Here is a 15,567-nt window from a genome sequence, read left to right as displayed (position 1 = left end):
AGTAGTAAAACCCCCGGAGCGCATAAGAAAAGCCGCCGCCCCCCAGAGGGAGCGACGGCTTCGTGGACGACTCAACGGATGGGGAGCGAGCGGCTAGGCGGCGCCGCTGCTCTGCGAGCCCTCGGAACGCCCACCGGAGGAGGACAGGGCCGGGAGGACGTCGTCACCGTGGGTGGCGGCCAGGGCGGCCTCCATCTCGGAGATCTCGTCCGCGGGGCTCTCCACCGCGATGTCCAGGTGCTTGTAGTTGGGCAGACCCGTTCCCGCGGGGATGAGGCGGCCCATGATGACGTTCTCCTTGAGGCCGCGCAGGTAGTCCACCTTGCCGTTGATGGCGGCCTCGGTGAGCACCTTGGTGGTCTCCTGGAAGGAGGAGGCCGAGATGAACGACTCGGTGGAGAGCGAGGCCTTGGTGATGCCGAGCAGCAGCGGCTCGCCGACACCCGGGCGCTGGCCATTGGCCATGATCTTCTCGTTCTCCTCCTCGAACACCCACTTCTCGACCTGCTCGTCGACGAGGAAGCTCGTGTCGCCCACGTCGGTGACGCGCACCCGGCGCAGCATCTGGCGGACGATCACCTCGATGTGCTTGTCGTTGATCTTCACGCCCTGCAGCCGGTAGACCTCCTGCACCTCATCCACCAGGTAGCCCGCGAGCGCCTTCTCGCCGAGCACCTTGAGGATGTCGTGCGGGTTGGCCGAGCCGTCCATGAGCGCCTCGCCGGCCTTGACGCGGTCGCCGGCGTGCACGCTGATGTTCTTGCCCTTGGAGATCAGGTACTCCTTGGCGAGGTCCGTGCGCAGCTCGCCGCCCACCTCGGGGGTGATGATGAGCTTGCGCTTGCCCTTGGTGTCCTTGCCGAAGGAGACCACGCCGTCGATCTCGGCGATGGACGCGGCGTCCTTGGGCTTGCGCGCCTCGAAAAGCTCGGCCACGCGGGGCAGACCGCCCGTGATGTCCTTGGTCTTCGTGGTCTCGCGAGGCACCTTGGCGATGACCTCACCGGCGTGGATCTCGTCGCCGTCGTTGACGGTGATGATGGAGCCCTGGGGCAGGAAGTAGCTCGCCTGGCCCTTGGAGGACACCAGATCCTTGAGGTTGCCCTGCTCGTCGCGCAGCGTGATGTGCGGACGGGCGTCGGGATCCTTGGACTCGATGATCGTCTTGCGGGTGAGGCCGGTCACCTCGTCCAGCGACTCGTTCATCGTGACGCCTTCGATGATGTCATCGAAGCGCACCGTACCGCCCACCTCGGTGAGCAGCGGGATGGCGAACGGATCCCACTCGGCCACCAGCGTGTTGGCCTCGAGCTTCTGACCCTCCTTCACGAGGATGCGGGCGCCGTAGATGACCTGGTAGCGCTCGCGCTCACGGCCGCTCTCGTCGATGATGACGAGCTCGCCGTTGCGGTTCATGGCGACGAGGCTGCCGTCCTTCCTCTGCACCGTGTTGAGGCCCGAGAACTTCACCGTACCGGCGTTGCGGTTCTCGAGGCTCGACTGCTCGGCGCGCCGCTGCGCCGCGCCACCGATGTGGAAGGTGCGCATCGTGAGCTGGGTACCCGGCTCGCCGATGGACTGCGCCGCGATGACACCCACGGCCTCGCCGACGGACACCTTGCGGCCACGCGCCAGATCACGGCCGTAGCACTCCACGCAGATGCCGCGCTTGGCCTGGCAGGTGAGCACCGAGCGGATCTTCACCTTGTCGAGGCCGCTGTTCTCGATCTTCTTGACGCGGTCCTCGTCGATCTCCTCGTTGGCGCGCACGAGCACGTCGTTGGTCACCGGATCGAGGATGTCGTCCAGGGCCACGCGGCCGAGGATGCGCTCGCCGAGCGCCTCGATGATCTCACCGCCCTCGACGAGGGCGCCGATGAACAGGCCGTCCATGGTGCCGCAGTCGTACTCGTTGATGATGGCGTCCTGGGCCACATCGACGAGACGGCGGGTCAGGTAGCCGGAGTTGGCCGTCTTGAGGGCCGTGTCCGCCAGACCCTTGCGGGCGCCGTGGGTGGAGATGAAGTACTGGAGCACCGAGAGGCCTTCACGGAAGTTCGCCGTGATGGGCGTCTCGATGATTTCACCGGACGGCTTGGCCATGAGGCCACGCATACCGGCCAGCTGGCGGATCTGCTGGGCGCTGCCGCGGGCACCCGAGTCGGCCATGATGTAGATGGGGTTGAAGGACGGCTGCTTGCGCGTCTCCTTCTTGCCCTCGCGCTCGCCGGTGGTCTCCTCCTGCGAGATCTGCTGCATCATCTCGGCGGCCACCTTCTCGGTGATCTCCGCCCAGATATCGATGACCTTGTTGTAGCGCTCGCCGTCGGTGATGAGACCCTCGAGGTACTGGTTCTCGATCTCCGCCACTTCCTTGCGCGCGTAGTCCAGGAACTCCTGCTTCTTGGCAGGAATGATCATGTCCTTGAGCGCGATGGAGATGCCGGCCCGGGTGGCGTTGGTGTAGCCGAGGCTGCGGATGCGGTCGGCCAGCAGCACCGTCTCCTTCTCGCCGGTGAGGCGGTAGCAGAGGTCGATGAGTCCACCGAGCGACTTCTTGTCGAGCACCTTGTTGATGGCGTCGAAGCCCACCTTGCGCGGCACGATGTCCCAGAGCAGGACGCGGCCGACGGTGGTCTCCTTGCGCTTGCCGAGGATGCGGCAGACGACCTTCGCCTGCAGGTGCACCTCGCCATGGTCGTAGGCGGCGCGCACCTCGTCGGGCGAGGCGAACACGCGACCCTCGCCGTGGGCGAACTCACGGGCGCGCGTCATGTAGTAGATGCCGAGCACCATGTCCTGCGTGGGGACGATGATGGGCTTGCCGTTGGCGGGGCTGAGGATGTTGTTCGTCGACATCATCAGCACGCGCGCCTCCATCTGGGCCTCGATGGACAGCGGCACGTGCACGGCCATCTGGTCACCGTCGAAGTCCGCGTTGAACGCGGCGCACACGAGCGGGTGCAGCTGGATGGCCTTGCCCTCGATGAGCACGGGCTCGAAGGCCTGCATGCCCAGACGGTGCAGCGTGGGGGCGCGGTTGAGGAGCACCGGGTGCTCGCGGATCACGTCCTCGAGGATGTCCCACACCTCGGGACGCTCCTTCTCCACCATCTTCTTGGCGCTCTTGATGGTGGTGACGTAGCCCTTCTCTTCGAGCTTGTTGTAGATGAACGGCTTGAAGAGCTCGAGCGCCATGATCTTGGGCAGACCGCACTGGTGCAGGCGCAGCTCGGGGCCCACCACGATCACGGAACGGCCCGAGTAGTCCACGCGCTTGCCGAGCAGGTTCTGACGGAACCGGCCCTGCTTGCCCTTGAGCATGTCGGACAGCGACTTGAGCGGCCGCTTGTTGGGGCCGGTGATCGTCTTGCCGCGGCGGCCGTTGTCGAACAGCGCGTCCACGGCCTCCTGGAGCATCCGCTTCTCGTTGCGGATGATGATGTCCGGAGCGTTGAGCTCCTGCAGCCGCTTGAGACGGTTGTTGCGGTTGATGACGCGGCGGTACAGGTCGTTGAGGTCCGAGGTCGCGAAGCGGCCACCGTCCAGGGGGACGAGCGGACGCAGGTCGGGCGGGATGACGGGGATGACGTCCAGCATCATCCACTCGGGCTTGTTGCCCGACATCCGGAAGGCCTCGGCCACCTTGAGGCGCTTGGCGTACTTCTTCTTCTTGGCCTCGGAGTTGGTCTCGCGCATGTCGCGGCGCAGATCCTCGGACAGACGGATCACGTCCAGCGACTTGAGCATCTCGCGCACCGCCTCACCGCCCATGCCCGCGGAGAAGGACTCCTCGCCGTGCTCCTCGTAGAGCCGGTGGAGCTTCTCCTCGCTGACGAGCTCGCCCTTGGTCAGCGGCGTCGCCTTGGGATCGATGATGATGTAGCTCTCGCAGTAGAGGACCTTCTCGAGCTCCTTGAGCGTGATGTCGAGCAGGTTGCCGATGCGCGAGGGCAGCGACTTGAGGAACCAGATGTGCGCCACGGGGGTGGCGAGCGTGATGTGGCCCAGGCGCTCACGGCGCACCTTGGACTGGATGACCTCCACGCCGCACTTCTCGCACACGACGCCGCGGTGCTTCATGCGCTTGTACTTGCCGCAGTTGCACTCGTAATCCTTCACCGGGCCGAAGATGCGGGCGCAGAACAGACCGTCCCGCTCCGGCTTGAAGGTCCGGTAGTTGATCGTCTCGGGCTTCTTCACCTCGCCGTGCGACCACTGGCGGATCTTGTCCGGCGACGCCAGCGCGATGCGGATGGCGTTGAACGAGAGCGGATCCTTCGGCTTCTCGAAGAAGTTGAAAATGTCCTTCACGTTGCCTCCGAACGTCTTTTGAGCGCGTGAGCGCTAATTCGTTTCGCCGACCCGCCAGCGCCCGCCCGCTCAGGGGGCGGGCGCCGGGGGGAAGGCACGCTGACTTAGGCTTCCGTGCCGGTCTTCACCCGGTCGTCGCCGTCGCTGCCGCCACCGAAGTCACCCGAGAACGAACGCTGGCGCTCGGGGGGCGCGCTCTCCAAGAGTTCCACGTCCAGGGCGAGCGACTGGAGCTCCTTGAGCAACACGTTGAACGACTCGGGCAGACCGGACTCGAGCACGTTGTCGCCCTTGACGATGGCCTCGTACATGCGCGTGCGGCCCACCACGTCGTCGGACTTGACGGTGAGGAACTCCTGGAGCGTGTACGCGGCGCCGTAGGCCTCCATCGCCCACACTTCCATCTCGCCGAGACGCTGACCGCCGAACTGGGCCTTGCCGCCCAGGGGCTGCTGGGTGACGAGCGAGTAGGGCCCGATGGAGCGGGCGTGGATCTTCTCGTCCACCAGGTGGTGCAGCTTGAGCATGTACATGACGCCCACGGTGACGTTCTGGTCGAACGGCTCACCGGTACGGCCGTCGAAGAGCACCATCTGGCCGGTGCGCGGCAGACGGGCCTCGTCGAAGAGCGAGTGGATCTCCGTCTCGCGCGCGCCGTCGAACACCGGCGTGGCGACATGGATGCCCTTCTTGAGCCGCTGCGCCAGGCTCTTCACCTCGTCGTCGGACAAGCCATCCACGAACTTGCCGAAGGCGGCGTCGTCGTAGACGGTCTTGAGCTGCTTCTTGAGGTTCTCGCCGCTGTAGTTCTCCTCGATGTAGCGCTGCAGCTGCTCGCCCACGCCCTTGGCGGCCCAGCCCAGGTGCGTCTCGAGGATCTGCCCGATGTTCATGCGCGAGGGCACGCCCAGCGGGTTGAGCACGATGTCCACGGGGCGGCCGTCCTCGAGGTACGGCAGGTCCTCCTCGGGCAGCACGCGCGAGACCACGCCCTTGTTGCCGTGGCGGCCGGCCATCTTGTCGCCCACGGCCAGCTTGCGCTTGATGGCGACGTACACCTTCACCATCTTGATGACGCCCGGCGGGAGCTCGTCGCCCTTCTTGATGCGGGCGATCTTCTCGCCGAAGGCCAGCTTCACGGCCTCGGTGGTCTCCTCGAGGTTGCGCAGGATGTCGCGCAGCTTGCCGTCGAGCGCGTCCCCGACGGAGATCTCCGTCCAGTACTTGTAGGGCACGGTGGAGAGGAGCTCGTCGTTGACGATGTCGCCCTTCTTCAGCAGGATCTTGCCCTTGTCATCCACGAGCTTGCCCTGGATCTCCTTCGTCCGGAGCATGGTGCGGATGCGGTTGTAGGCGCTGTCGCGCAGGACCTTGATCTCGTCGTTCTGGTCCTTGAGGAGCTTGGCCTCCTCCATCGACTCGATCTGCTTGGCGCGCTCGTCCTTCTCCACGCCCTTGCGGCTGAACACCTTGGCGTTGATGACGGTGCCCACGACGCCCGGAGGCACGCGCAGCGAGCTGTCACGCACGTCGCCGGCCTTCTCGCCGAAGATGGCGCGAAGGAGCTTCTCCTCGGGAGAGAGCTGGGTCTCGCCCTTGGGGGTGATCTTGCCGACCAGCACGTCGCCGGGCTTCACCTCGGCGCCGATGCGGATGATGCCGCTCTCGTCCAGGTCCTTGAGCGCCTCCTCACCCACGTTCGGGATGTCGCGGGTGATCTCCTCCTTGCCGAGCTTGGTGTCGCGCGCGATGCACTCGAACTCCTCGATGTGGATGGACGTGAAGACGTCCTCCTTGAGGATGCGCTCGGAGATGAGGATGGAGTCCTCGAAGTTGTAGCCCTGCCACGGCATGAACGCGACGACCACGTTCTGGCCGAGCGCGAGTTCACCCGTCTCGGTAGCGGGTCCGTCCGCGATCACGTCACCCTTGCGCACCCGGTCGCCCTTGCGAACGATGGGCTTCTGGTTGAGGCACGTGTTCTGGTTGGAGCGCTGGTACTTGAGCAGGTTGTAGATGTCGACTTCGCTCGAGATGTCGAAGGCGCCCGTGGAGGAGTCGGCCTTCACCACGATGCGGCCGGCGTCCACGCTCTCGACAGTGCCGTCACGCCGGGCCACGCAGGTGACGCCGGAGTCGCGGGCGACGATCGCCTCGATGCCGGTGCCCACGAGCGGAGCCGCGGTGCGCAGCAGCGGCACCGCCTGGCGCTGCATGTTCGAGCCCATGAGCGCGCGGTTCGCGTCGTCGTTCTCGAGGAACGGGATGAGCGAGGCGGCCACGGACACGAGCTGGTTGGGCGACACGTCCATCAGGTCGACGTCCTCGGCCTTGGACTGGACGAACTCGCCGCTGCGGCGCGCCTGCACGAGCGCGTTGACGAACTTGCCCTTGGCGTCCGTCTCCGCGTTGGCCTGCGCGATGGTGTGCTTCTCCTCCTCGAGCGCGGAGTAGAAGGCCACGTCCCCGGTGACCGAGCCGGCCTCCACCTTCTTGTACGGCGTCTCGACGAAGCCGAACTCGTTGACGCGAGCGTAGGTGGACAGCGACGCGATGAGGCCGATGTTCGGGCCTTCCGGCGTCTCGATGGGGCAGATGCGGCCGTAGTGCGTCGGGTGCACGTCGCGCACCTCGAAGCCCGCGCGCTCGCGCGTGAGACCACCGGGCCCGAGCGCGGACAGACGCCGCTTGTGGGTCACCTCGGACAGGGGGTTGGTCTGGTCCATGAACTGCGACAGCTGGCTGGACCCGAAGAACTCCTTGATGACCGCGGTCACGGGCTTGGCGTTGATGAGATCGTGCGGCATGAGCGTCTCGATCTCCTGGAGGCTCATGCGCTCCTTGATCGCCCGCTCCATGCGCACCAGACCGATGCGGTACTGGTTCTCCAGGAGCTCGCCCACGGCGCGCACACGGCGGTTGCCGAGGTGATCGATGTCGTCGATCACGCCCTTGCCGTTCTTGAGGTCCACCAGGTAGCGGATGACCTCGAGGATGTCCCGCTTGGTGAGGATCTGCCCGTCGAGCGGCTCCTCGAGGCCGAACTTGAAGTTCAGCTTGAGGCGGCCGACCTTGGACAGGTCGTAGCGCTCGGGGTTGAAGAACAGGTTGCTGAAGAGATTGGTGGCCGTCTCGGGCGTCGGGGGATCACCCGGGCGCAGACGCCGGTAGATCTCCATGATCGCCTGCTCGGGCGTCTCGATCTTGTCCAGCATCAACGTCTCACGCAGGTAGGGACCCACGTTGAGGTTGTCGATGAAGAGGACCTTGAACTCCTTGATGTCGCGCTTGAGGAGCTCGTCGACCTTCTCCTGCGAGACTTCCTCGTTGCACTCGAGGATGACCTCGCCGGTGTTCTCGTCCACCACGTCGTAGGCGGACACCTTGGTGAAGAGCTCATCCGCGTCGATGGGGAGCGTCTTCATCTTGGCCGCCTCGAGCTTCTTGATGGCGGCGCGGGTGAACTTGCGGTTCTTCTTGACGATGATGTCGCCCGTCTTGGTCTTGATGTCGCGCGTGGCGCGCTGACCGGGCAACAGCTCCAGCTCCACCGACTTCTCGAAGTCGACGTTGCTCTGGAGGTAGATGGTCTCCGTGGCGTAGTAGTAGTTGAGCATCTCCTCGGTGGAGCCGCGGAACTCCAGAGGATTCTTCTTGGCGGTGTCGGACACCGCGCCCAGGGCGCGGATGAGCACCGTGGCCGGCAGCTTGCGGCGCCGGTCGATGCGGACGTACAGGATGTCCTTGTGGTCGAACTCGAAGTCGATCCACGAGCCGCGGTACGGGATGATGCGGGCGTTGTAGAGCAGCTTGCCAGACGAGTGGCTCTTGCCCTTGTCGTGGTCGAAGAAGGCACCCGGGCTGCGGTGCAGCTGGCTGACCACCACGCGCTCGGTGCCGTTGATGATGAAGGTGCCGTTCTGGGTCATCAGCGGGATTTCCCCGAAGTAGACCTCCTGCTCCTTCACGTCACGAATCGACTGGGCGCCCGTCTCCTCGTCCTTGTCCCACACGACCAGACGCACAACGACCTTGATGGGGGCCGAGTAGGTCATGCCACGCTGGTGGCACTCGTCCACATCGTACTTGGGCTTCTCGAGGTGGTAGCTCACGAACTCCAGCGAGGACGTCTCGTTGAAGTCGCGGATGGGGAAGACCGACTTGAAGACTCCCTGCAGTCCGAGGTCCTCGCGCTTCTCGGGCGGGATATCCGCCTGGAGGAACTTCTCGTAGGACTGCTTCTGGATGTTGATGAGGTTGGGAATGTCGATGGTCTTCGCGATCTTCGCGAAGGTCTTCCGCACTCGGAAGTTGTTCTGGATCTGCGTCGGCATTCAAACTCCGGGGCGAGCAAGCTCGGGCGGGACGAGCTCGGAAAACGCGCAGCGGCAGCGGGAAATTTACAAATACGGAAAGGGCAGAACCGGCGCACCCTTTCCGGGCACGCCGGCCTGCTCAACCGGTCAGGAGGCGCCGGGAATTTCCCGAAACCCGGCGCCGGCCTGAATCGGAATTACTTGATGTCGACGGTGGCGCCAGCGGCGACGAGCTGGTCCTTGATCTTCTTGGCGTCGTCCTTGTTGACGCCCTCCTTCACCGGCTTGGGAGCGCCCTCGACCAGGTCCTTGGCCTCCTTCAGGCCCAGGCCGGTGATCGCGCGGATCTCCTTGATGACGTTGATCTTGTTCGCCCCGGCGTTGGCCAGGATGACGTTGAACTCCGTCTTCTCCTCGACAGGAGCGGCGGCGGGGCCAGCGGCGGGGCCAGCGGCCACGGCCACGGCGGCGGCGGAAACGCCCCACTTGCCCTCGAGCTGCTTGACCAGCTCGGCGGCCTCCATGACCGTCAGGGAGGAGAGCTGCTCGACAATCGCGTTCAGGTCAGCCATTTCGATGTCCTTCTTTCAGCTTGTAACGGTCTGCGCTCCCCGTGGGAGGCAAGGACCGGGGGGTTGCGGTGGGTTTGCTTCTGGAGACGATTACTTCGGCTGCTGCTGATCCACATTGGCCTGGAGCACGCGGGCCAGCTGGGAGCCGGGGGCCGCGATGGTGCGCACGAGCTTGCCGGCGGGCTGGTTGAGCATGCCGAGCAGCTGAGCGCGCAGCTCCGGCAGACCGGGCATCTTCGCCAGGGCCTTCACGCCCTCGACGTCGACGCGACGACCCTGCACGGACGCGCTGCGGACCTTGATGGTCTCCAGGTCCTTGATGAAGTCCGTGAGGATCTTCGCCGGGGCCACGACGTCGTCGTAGCTGATGGCGATGGCCACGGGACCCACGAAGTCCTCGGCGATGACCTCCACCGGAGTGCCCTTCGCGGCACGCTTGGCCAGCGTGTTCTTGAGAACCTTGTAGTCCACCTTGCCGTCGCGGAACTTCTTGCGCAGCTTGGTGACCGTCTCCACGTTCAGCTTGGAAAACTCAGCGACGATCGCGGTCTGCGCCCGCGAAAACTTCTCGTTGAGCTCCTTGATGAGTTCTTCCTTCTCGCTCTTGATCACTTGGTTTCACCTCCTCACGACGCCCACCCGAAGGCGGGCTGGATTACCTGGGCCACCACGGTGGCAGAGCGAGAGGAGCCTCGAAAGGCACCACACCGCACCTCCAGTCTCGGCAGGGTGGCTCCGCACGAGCCGTTTGAACCCAGGGTGTTCTTCCCGCTTCCGACCGGTTGCCCGGTTGCCAACGGAGGGCGGGAGCCCCACTCTGGATCCCTGCTGTCTGGGACCAGGGATGTCTGGAGCGCCGTGCCTCATCGACGTGGCGCTCCAATTGCAAAAGCCGGGGCGCTATACCCGCGGCTTCGCCAAACGTCCAGCGAAATCTGTTGGAAGGGTGTCAGATGGACAACGGGGCGGGCCTCGAACTGAAAGGCCACGCCCCGGTCGGTACGACGAACAGCCCTCCCCCACCGGACTAGCGGTGACGGGCAAGGATCTCGGTGGTGTCGATCTTGATGCCCGGGCTCATGGTCGCCGAGATGGCGATGCCCTTGAGGTAGACGCCCTTGGCGGTGGCCGGCTTGAGCTTCATGACCAGATCGATCAGGGCGTTGAAGTTGTCCTGGAGCTTCTCCGGGGCGAACGACGCCTTGCCGAGCTTGGCGTGCACGATGCCCGCCTTCTCCGCGCGGAACTCCACCTTACCGCCCTTGGCTTCACGGACGGCCTTGGCCACGTCCATGGTCACCGTGCCCACCTTGGGGTTGGGCATGAGGCCACGGGGACCGAGCACCTTACCGAGACGGCCGACGACGCCCATCATGTCCGGCGTGGCGATGACGGTGTCGAAGTCGAGGAAACCACCCTCGATGCGCTTGGCCAGGTCATCCCCGCCCACCACGTCAGCGCCGGCGGTCTCGGCGTCGGTGGCGCGCTCGCCCTTGGCGAACACGGCCACGCGCACCGTGGCGCCCGTGCCATGAGGGAGAACCACGGCGCCACGGACCATCTGGTCCGCGTGCTTCGGGTCCACGCCCAGGTTGAGCGCGACCTCGACGGTCTGGTCGAACTTGGTGCCACGCGCGCTGGTGGTCTGCTTGAGGGCCTGGAAGCCATCGGCGATCGTGTAGCGCTTGTTGCGGTCCACCTTCTCGGCGGCCGCGCGGAACTTCTTACCGGTCTGAGGCATTGGGAAAGTCCTCTTGTATCGAAGGAGTGAGAGTGGAAGGAGTTAGCCGACGACGTCGATGCCCATCGAGCGGGCGGTGCCCGAGATGGTGCGCATGGCGGCCTCGAGGGAACCCGCGGTGGTGTCCTCGATCTTCTTCTTGGCGATCTCCTCCAGCTGCTTCTGGGTGATCTGCCCCACCTTCTCCTTGCCCGGCTTCTTGGCGCCCGAGCCCTTCTTCTTCTCGGTGTGCAGGCCCGCCGCCTTCTTGATGAGGACGGCCGCGGGGGGCGTCTTCAAGATGAAGGTGAAGGAGCGATCCTGGTACACGGTGATGATGACCGGGATGATGAGGCCTTCCTTGGCCTCCGCCTGGGTCTTGGCGTTGAACTGCTTGCAGAACTCCATGATGTTCACGCCCTGCTGACCGAGCGCGGGGCCGATCGGAGGAGCGGGGTTCGCCTTACCGGCGGGAATCTGCAGCTTGACCTGCCCTGTGACCTTCTTCATCGCCTGACGACTGCCTTTCGAATTGGTGGTGATGGCGGACCGCTTGACGGAGCGGGCCTCCCACCCTGGGTATCCCCGGCACGCGTGAGCGGCCAGGGAAGACTGCTAGCCGGCGGTCTTCTCCACCTGCATGAAATCGAGCTCCACGGGGGTGGCGCGACCGAAGATGCTCACGAGCACCTTCACCCGGCCCTTCTCCGCGTTCACTTCTTCCACCGTGCCATTGAAGTTGGCGAACGGACCGTCGATCACGCGCACGGTGTCCCTCTCGGAGAACTGGACCTTGGGCTTGGGCTTGAGCGTTCCCTCGGAGATCTGCGAGGTGATCCGCTTCACTTCCGCCTCGGACATGGGCAGGGGCTGCTCGTTCTGCGACACGCCGGGGAAGCCCGTGATCTTCGCCGTGTTCTTCACCAGGTGCAGGGACCGGTCGTTCATCTCCATCTGCACGAAGATGTAGCCGGGGAAGAACTTGCGACGGGAGGACTTCTTCTCCCCCTTCACCATCTCGACGACCTGCTCCATGGGAATCAGGATTTCACCGAAGAACTCCTGCAACCCCTTGAGGCGGATCTGCTCCTCCAGGCTCTTCTTGGCTTGGTTCTCGAAGTTCGAGTGGGTGTGAACCACGTACCATTTCATCGCCATTACAACTTCCCCCAAACGGCCGGGATCCACTCCACCATGAGGTTGTAGGCGAGCGTATCAATGCCGAACAGGAGAATGGCCGCCACGATGGAGGCGACGATGACCGCCATGGTGGACGCCCGGGTCTCGTCCAAGGTCGGCCAGGTCACCTTCATCAACTCCGCGGCGACGTCCAAGGAGACGACATGCGTCTTGGGATGGAAGTAGATCCCCAGCACGATGCCGATGGCGATCACGAAGCCCAACAGGGTCGAGACCTTCCAATCCAGGCCCTCGATGATGTCGGGATCGCTCCAACCGAACCGGCCCCAGAGCAGGCCGCACACGTGCTCCAGGAAGAACGCGAAGATGAGTCCCGCGATGAGGAAGAAAATGACCACGAGCCGCTTCGGGTCCATGCCCGAGCGGTTGGCCTGCTGGCTGGCTTCGGATGCCGCTGCCATGATTCCTCGCTGACTGAATGCTAGCTGGTACCACAAAACACAGGGACCCCCGATACGTGGGTACCGGGGGTCCCTGCAACTGAAAAACTGGCAGGCCAGGAGGGATTCGAACCCCCAACACGCGGATTTGGAGACCGCTGCTCTACCGTTGGAGCTACTGGCCTAAAGAATACCGGACGACAACAGCCGACCTAGACCTTACCTTCCTTATGGACGGTATGCTTGCGCTCGCGGGGGCAGAACTTGCTCAGCTCGAGCTTGTCCTGGCTCTTCCGCTTGTTCTTGGTCGTGTAGTAGTTCCGCTCCTTGCAGGTCGTGCACTCGAGCGAAATGATGCTGCGGTTACCCTTGGGCATGGCGTGATCTCGATAAACACGAGGGAAAGCTGTACGTGACAGCTTCCCCTCGGGGTTGAATCAGGGTGAGGGCGGGCGAGATGCCCACCCTTCGAGACTAGGCGATGATCTCGGCGACGACGCCGGCGCCCACGGTACGGCCACCCTCACGCACGGCGAAGCGCAGTTCCTTCTCCATCGCCACCGGCATGATGAGCTCCACCTCGATGGCGATGTTGTCGCCCGGCATCACCATCTCGACGTTGTCCGGCAGCTTCACCGTGCCCGTCACGTCCGTGGTGCGGAAGTAGAACTGGGGACGGTAGCCCTTGAAGAACGGCGTGTGACGGCCACCCTCCTCCTTCGAGAGCACGTAGATCTGCGCCTTGAACTTGGTGTGCGGCGTGATGCTGCCCGGCTTGGCGATGACCTGGCCGCGCTCGATGTCCTCGCGCTTGAGGCCGCGCACCAGCGCGCCGATGTTGTCGCCCGCCCGGCCCTCGTCCAGCAGCTTGCGGAACATCTCCACGCCCGTCACCACCGTCTTCTGCGTGGCCTTCAGGCCCACCACTTCCACTTCCTCGCCCACCTTGATGATGCCGCGCTCCACGCGGCCGGTGGCCACCGTTCCGCGGCCCGCGATGGAGAACACGTCCTCCACCGGCATCAGGAAGGGCTTGTCCGTGGCGCGCTGGGGCGTGGGGATGTAGCTGTCCACCGCCTCCATCAGCTTCAGGATCGCCGGCTCGCCAATCTCCGACGCGTCGCCCTCGAGCGCCTTCACCGCGCTGCCCGGAACAATCGGAATCGAGTCCCCGGGGAAGTCGTACTTCTTGAGGAGGTCACGCACCTCCATCTCCACGAGCTCGCGCAGCTCGGGGTCATCCAGCAGGTCCACCTTGTTCAGGAAGACCACGATGTAGGGCACGCCCACCTGACGGGCCAGCAGGATGTGCTCGCGCGTCTGCGGCATCGGGCCGTCCGCCGCCGACACCACCAGGATGGCGCCGTCCATCTGCGCCGCGCCCGTGATCATGTTCTTCACGTAGTCGGCGTGTCCCGGGCAGTCCACGTGCGCGTAGTGCCGGTTCTTCGTCTTGTACTCCACGTGCGCCGTGGAGATGGTGATGCCGCGCTCGCGCTCCTCCGGCGCCTTGTCGATCTGGTCGTACGCGAGGAACGTCGCGCCGCCGGTCTTCGCCAGCACCTTCGTGATGGCCGCCGTGAGGGACGTCTTGCCGTGGTCAACGTGGCCGATGGTGCCGATGTTGACGTGCGGCAAGCTTCTGTCGAACTTTTCCTTGGACATTACGACGCTCCTCGAAAAATGGAGCCCTGAACCAGGATTGAACTGGTGACCTCATCCTTACCAAGGATGCGCTCTGCCAACTGAGCTATCAGGGCTTGTCTATGCGCCTACAACACAACCTGGAACTGGAGCGGGAAATGGGATTCGAACCCACGACATTCAGCTTGGAAGGCTGACGCTCTACCAACTGAGCTATTCCCGCGATTCCGATGGAGGGGGTTGGATTCGAACCAACGAAGGCGTGAACCGGCAGATTTACAGTCTGCTCCCTTTGGCCACTTGGGTACCCCTCCGAACCGCTCGCTTCAACTACCGCACATCCACTGCTCTTCCTACTGCTTTCTTCATCTCGGGCCCTCATCCGCGGCCCCGTCTGCTTGGCCGGCGGCGGGATTTGAACCCGCGACCTACTGATTACAAATCAGTTGCTCTACCGACTGAGCTACACCGGCGTCCGACTCCTGGCAACTGCCCCCGACCCGCCCATCCGCCCCGCCGGAGTCCGTTACCGGCCCCGTCGAGGCGCGCCCTTTTAGAAGTCCCTGCCCCCCGAGTCAAGCCGTTTTCATCCGGGGGGGTTCTACTTTCCAGCGGGCGGGCGGGCTGTCCCCCGCTGCCGGGCGGCCTCGTATAGCAGAATGGCCGCGGAGACGGACGCATTGAGTGAGCCGACCTGACCGAGCATCGGAATCTGGAGGCGGAAGTCACAGTGTTCCAGGACGCCCTGGCGCACGCCGGCTCCCTCGGCCCCCACCACCACCGCCAGGGGGCCATCGAGCCGGGCCCGCCACAAGGGCTCCGTCGAGTGGGGATCCGCCGCGGCGATCCACGCGCCCGATTCCTTGAGTTCCTCGAGGGCCCGCGACACGTTGACCACCCGGGCGATGGGGCAGTGTTCCACCGCGCCCGCCGAGGCCTTGGCCACCACGCCCGTGACCTGCACCGCCCGGTCCTTCGCGATGACGATGCCGTGGGCCCCCAACGCGTGCGCCGAGCGGATGATGGCGCCGAAGTTGTGGGGATCCTGGATGCCATCCAGCACGACCCACAGGGGCGCGCGGCCCGAGTCGGCGGCCGATTCGATCAGATCCGAGAGTTCCGCGTATTCGAAGCTCCGCATCTCGGCCACCACGCCTTGATGCACGCCCCCTTCCGCCAGGCTCGCCAGCCGCTCGCGGGGCACCCGCTCCACCCGCACCCCCGCATCCCGTGCCCGGCTGAAGATCTCCGCCGCGGCCTTCGCCGCGAGCTGCCCCTCCGTGACGAAGAGCCGCTCCACGCGGTCCGCGTGCGCCCGCAGCGACTCCATGACCGGGTTGACCCCGTACACGTAGCGCTGCTCGCCCCGCTCCCGCTCCACCCCCCGCTCACTGCCCTTCGCTGGTCGCTGTCGCACCACG

Annotated in this window: 11 protein-coding genes and 5 tRNA genes; all 16 read right to left on the bottom strand. The window is 64.8% G+C overall.

The window, feature by feature from the left end; all coding sequences use genetic code 11:
- Positions 1-93: 93 nt before the first annotated feature.
- The 16 genes from rpoC to rlmB all read right to left on the bottom strand — a co-directional run bounded on the left by rpoC (position 94) and on the right by rlmB (position 15,563).
- A complete protein-coding gene (rpoC, locus tag I3V78_RS17935; protein WP_204489693.1) occupies positions 94-4,314 on the bottom strand; it encodes a DNA-directed RNA polymerase subunit beta' in 4,221 nt (1,406 codons plus the stop codon).
- 104 nt (positions 4,315-4,418) lie between these two features.
- On the bottom strand, positions 4,419-8,648 hold the full coding sequence (gene rpoB / locus I3V78_RS17930) for a DNA-directed RNA polymerase subunit beta (RefSeq protein WP_204489692.1): 4,230 nt from the start codon (positions 8,646-8,648) through the stop codon (positions 4,419-4,421).
- Positions 8,649-8,827: 179 nt separating this feature from the next.
- Positions 8,828-9,202: a 50S ribosomal protein L7/L12 gene (rplL, locus tag I3V78_RS17925; RefSeq protein ID WP_204489691.1), complete on the bottom strand. Its 375-nt coding sequence runs from the start codon at positions 9,200-9,202 to the stop codon at positions 8,828-8,830.
- Positions 9,203-9,292: 90 nt separating this feature from the next.
- Positions 9,293-9,814 carry a 50S ribosomal protein L10 gene (rplJ, locus tag I3V78_RS17920; RefSeq protein ID WP_204489690.1) on the bottom strand — a complete coding sequence of 174 codons (522 nt, stop codon included), beginning with the start codon at positions 9,812-9,814 and terminating at the stop codon, positions 9,293-9,295.
- Positions 9,815-10,229: 415 nt separating this feature from the next.
- Complete coding sequence (gene rplA, locus I3V78_RS17915) at positions 10,230-10,943, bottom strand: 50S ribosomal protein L1 (protein WP_204489689.1); 714 nt, start codon at positions 10,941-10,943, stop codon at positions 10,230-10,232.
- Between the two features lie 42 nt (positions 10,944-10,985).
- Entirely contained in the window at positions 10,986-11,432 is a 447-nt protein-coding gene (gene rplK, locus I3V78_RS17910) for a 50S ribosomal protein L11 (protein WP_204489688.1), read from the bottom strand.
- Positions 11,433-11,537: 105 nt separating this feature from the next.
- A complete protein-coding gene (gene nusG / locus I3V78_RS17905; RefSeq protein ID WP_204489687.1) occupies positions 11,538-12,080 on the bottom strand; it encodes a transcription termination/antitermination protein NusG in 543 nt (180 codons plus the stop codon).
- A complete protein-coding gene (gene secE / locus I3V78_RS17900; RefSeq protein ID WP_204489686.1) occupies positions 12,080-12,523 on the bottom strand; it encodes a preprotein translocase subunit SecE in 444 nt (147 codons plus the stop codon). The genes nusG and secE overlap by 1 nt, the downstream gene beginning before the upstream one ends.
- Before the next feature lie 88 nt (positions 12,524-12,611).
- Positions 12,612-12,687 (bottom strand) — tRNA-Trp (locus I3V78_RS17895).
- A gap of 27 nt (positions 12,688-12,714) precedes the next feature.
- Entirely contained in the window at positions 12,715-12,879 is a 165-nt protein-coding gene (rpmG, locus tag I3V78_RS17890) for a 50S ribosomal protein L33 (protein ID WP_204489685.1), read from the bottom strand.
- A gap of 97 nt (positions 12,880-12,976) precedes the next feature.
- Positions 12,977-14,167 carry an elongation factor Tu gene (gene tuf, locus I3V78_RS17885; RefSeq protein ID WP_204489684.1) on the bottom strand — a complete coding sequence of 397 codons (1,191 nt, stop codon included), beginning with the start codon at positions 14,165-14,167 and terminating at the stop codon, positions 12,977-12,979.
- Between the two features lie 19 nt (positions 14,168-14,186).
- Positions 14,187-14,262 (bottom strand) — tRNA-Thr (locus tag I3V78_RS17880).
- Positions 14,263-14,293: 31 nt separating this feature from the next.
- Positions 14,294-14,369 (bottom strand) — tRNA-Gly (locus I3V78_RS17875).
- A gap of 8 nt (positions 14,370-14,377) precedes the next feature.
- Positions 14,378-14,460, bottom strand: a tRNA-Tyr gene (locus I3V78_RS17870).
- A gap of 86 nt (positions 14,461-14,546) precedes the next feature.
- Positions 14,547-14,619 (bottom strand) — tRNA-Thr (locus I3V78_RS17865).
- Between the two features lie 128 nt (positions 14,620-14,747).
- Positions 14,748-15,563 carry a 23S rRNA (guanosine(2251)-2'-O)-methyltransferase RlmB gene (gene rlmB / locus I3V78_RS17860; RefSeq protein WP_204489683.1) on the bottom strand — a complete coding sequence of 272 codons (816 nt, stop codon included), beginning with the start codon at positions 15,561-15,563 and terminating at the stop codon, positions 14,748-14,750.
- Between the last annotated feature and the right edge of the window lie 4 nt (positions 15,564-15,567).

Origin of the sequence: Archangium primigenium, assembly GCF_016904885.1 — a bacterium.
GTDB classification, from domain to species: domain Bacteria; phylum Myxococcota; class Myxococcia; order Myxococcales; family Myxococcaceae; genus Cystobacter; species Cystobacter primigenius.
This window is presented reverse-complemented; position numbering and strand designations above follow the sequence as displayed.

Excerpts from the sequence above, each read along its gene's own strand:
- rplA (WP_204489689.1), bottom strand. The coding sequence starts at position 10,943 with ATGCCTCAGACCGGTAAGAAGTTCCGCGCGGCCGCCGAGAAGGTGGAC.
- rpoB (WP_204489692.1), bottom strand. The coding sequence starts at position 8,648 with ATGCCGACGCAGATCCAGAACAACTTCCGAGTGCGGAAGACCTTCGCG.
- tuf (WP_204489684.1), bottom strand. The coding sequence starts at position 14,167 with ATGTCCAAGGAAAAGTTCGACAGAAGCTTGCCGCACGTCAACATCGGC.
- rplK (WP_204489688.1), bottom strand. The coding sequence starts at position 11,432 with ATGAAGAAGGTCACAGGGCAGGTCAAGCTGCAGATTCCCGCCGGTAAG.
- secE (WP_204489686.1), bottom strand. The coding sequence starts at position 12,523 with ATGGCAGCGGCATCCGAAGCCAGCCAGCAGGCCAACCGCTCGGGCATG.
- rpmG (WP_204489685.1), bottom strand. The coding sequence starts at position 12,879 with ATGCCCAAGGGTAACCGCAGCATCATTTCGCTCGAGTGCACGACCTGC.
- nusG (WP_204489687.1), bottom strand. The coding sequence starts at position 12,080 with ATGGCGATGAAATGGTACGTGGTTCACACCCACTCGAACTTCGAGAAC.
- rplL (WP_204489691.1), bottom strand. The coding sequence starts at position 9,202 with ATGGCTGACCTGAACGCGATTGTCGAGCAGCTCTCCTCCCTGACGGTC.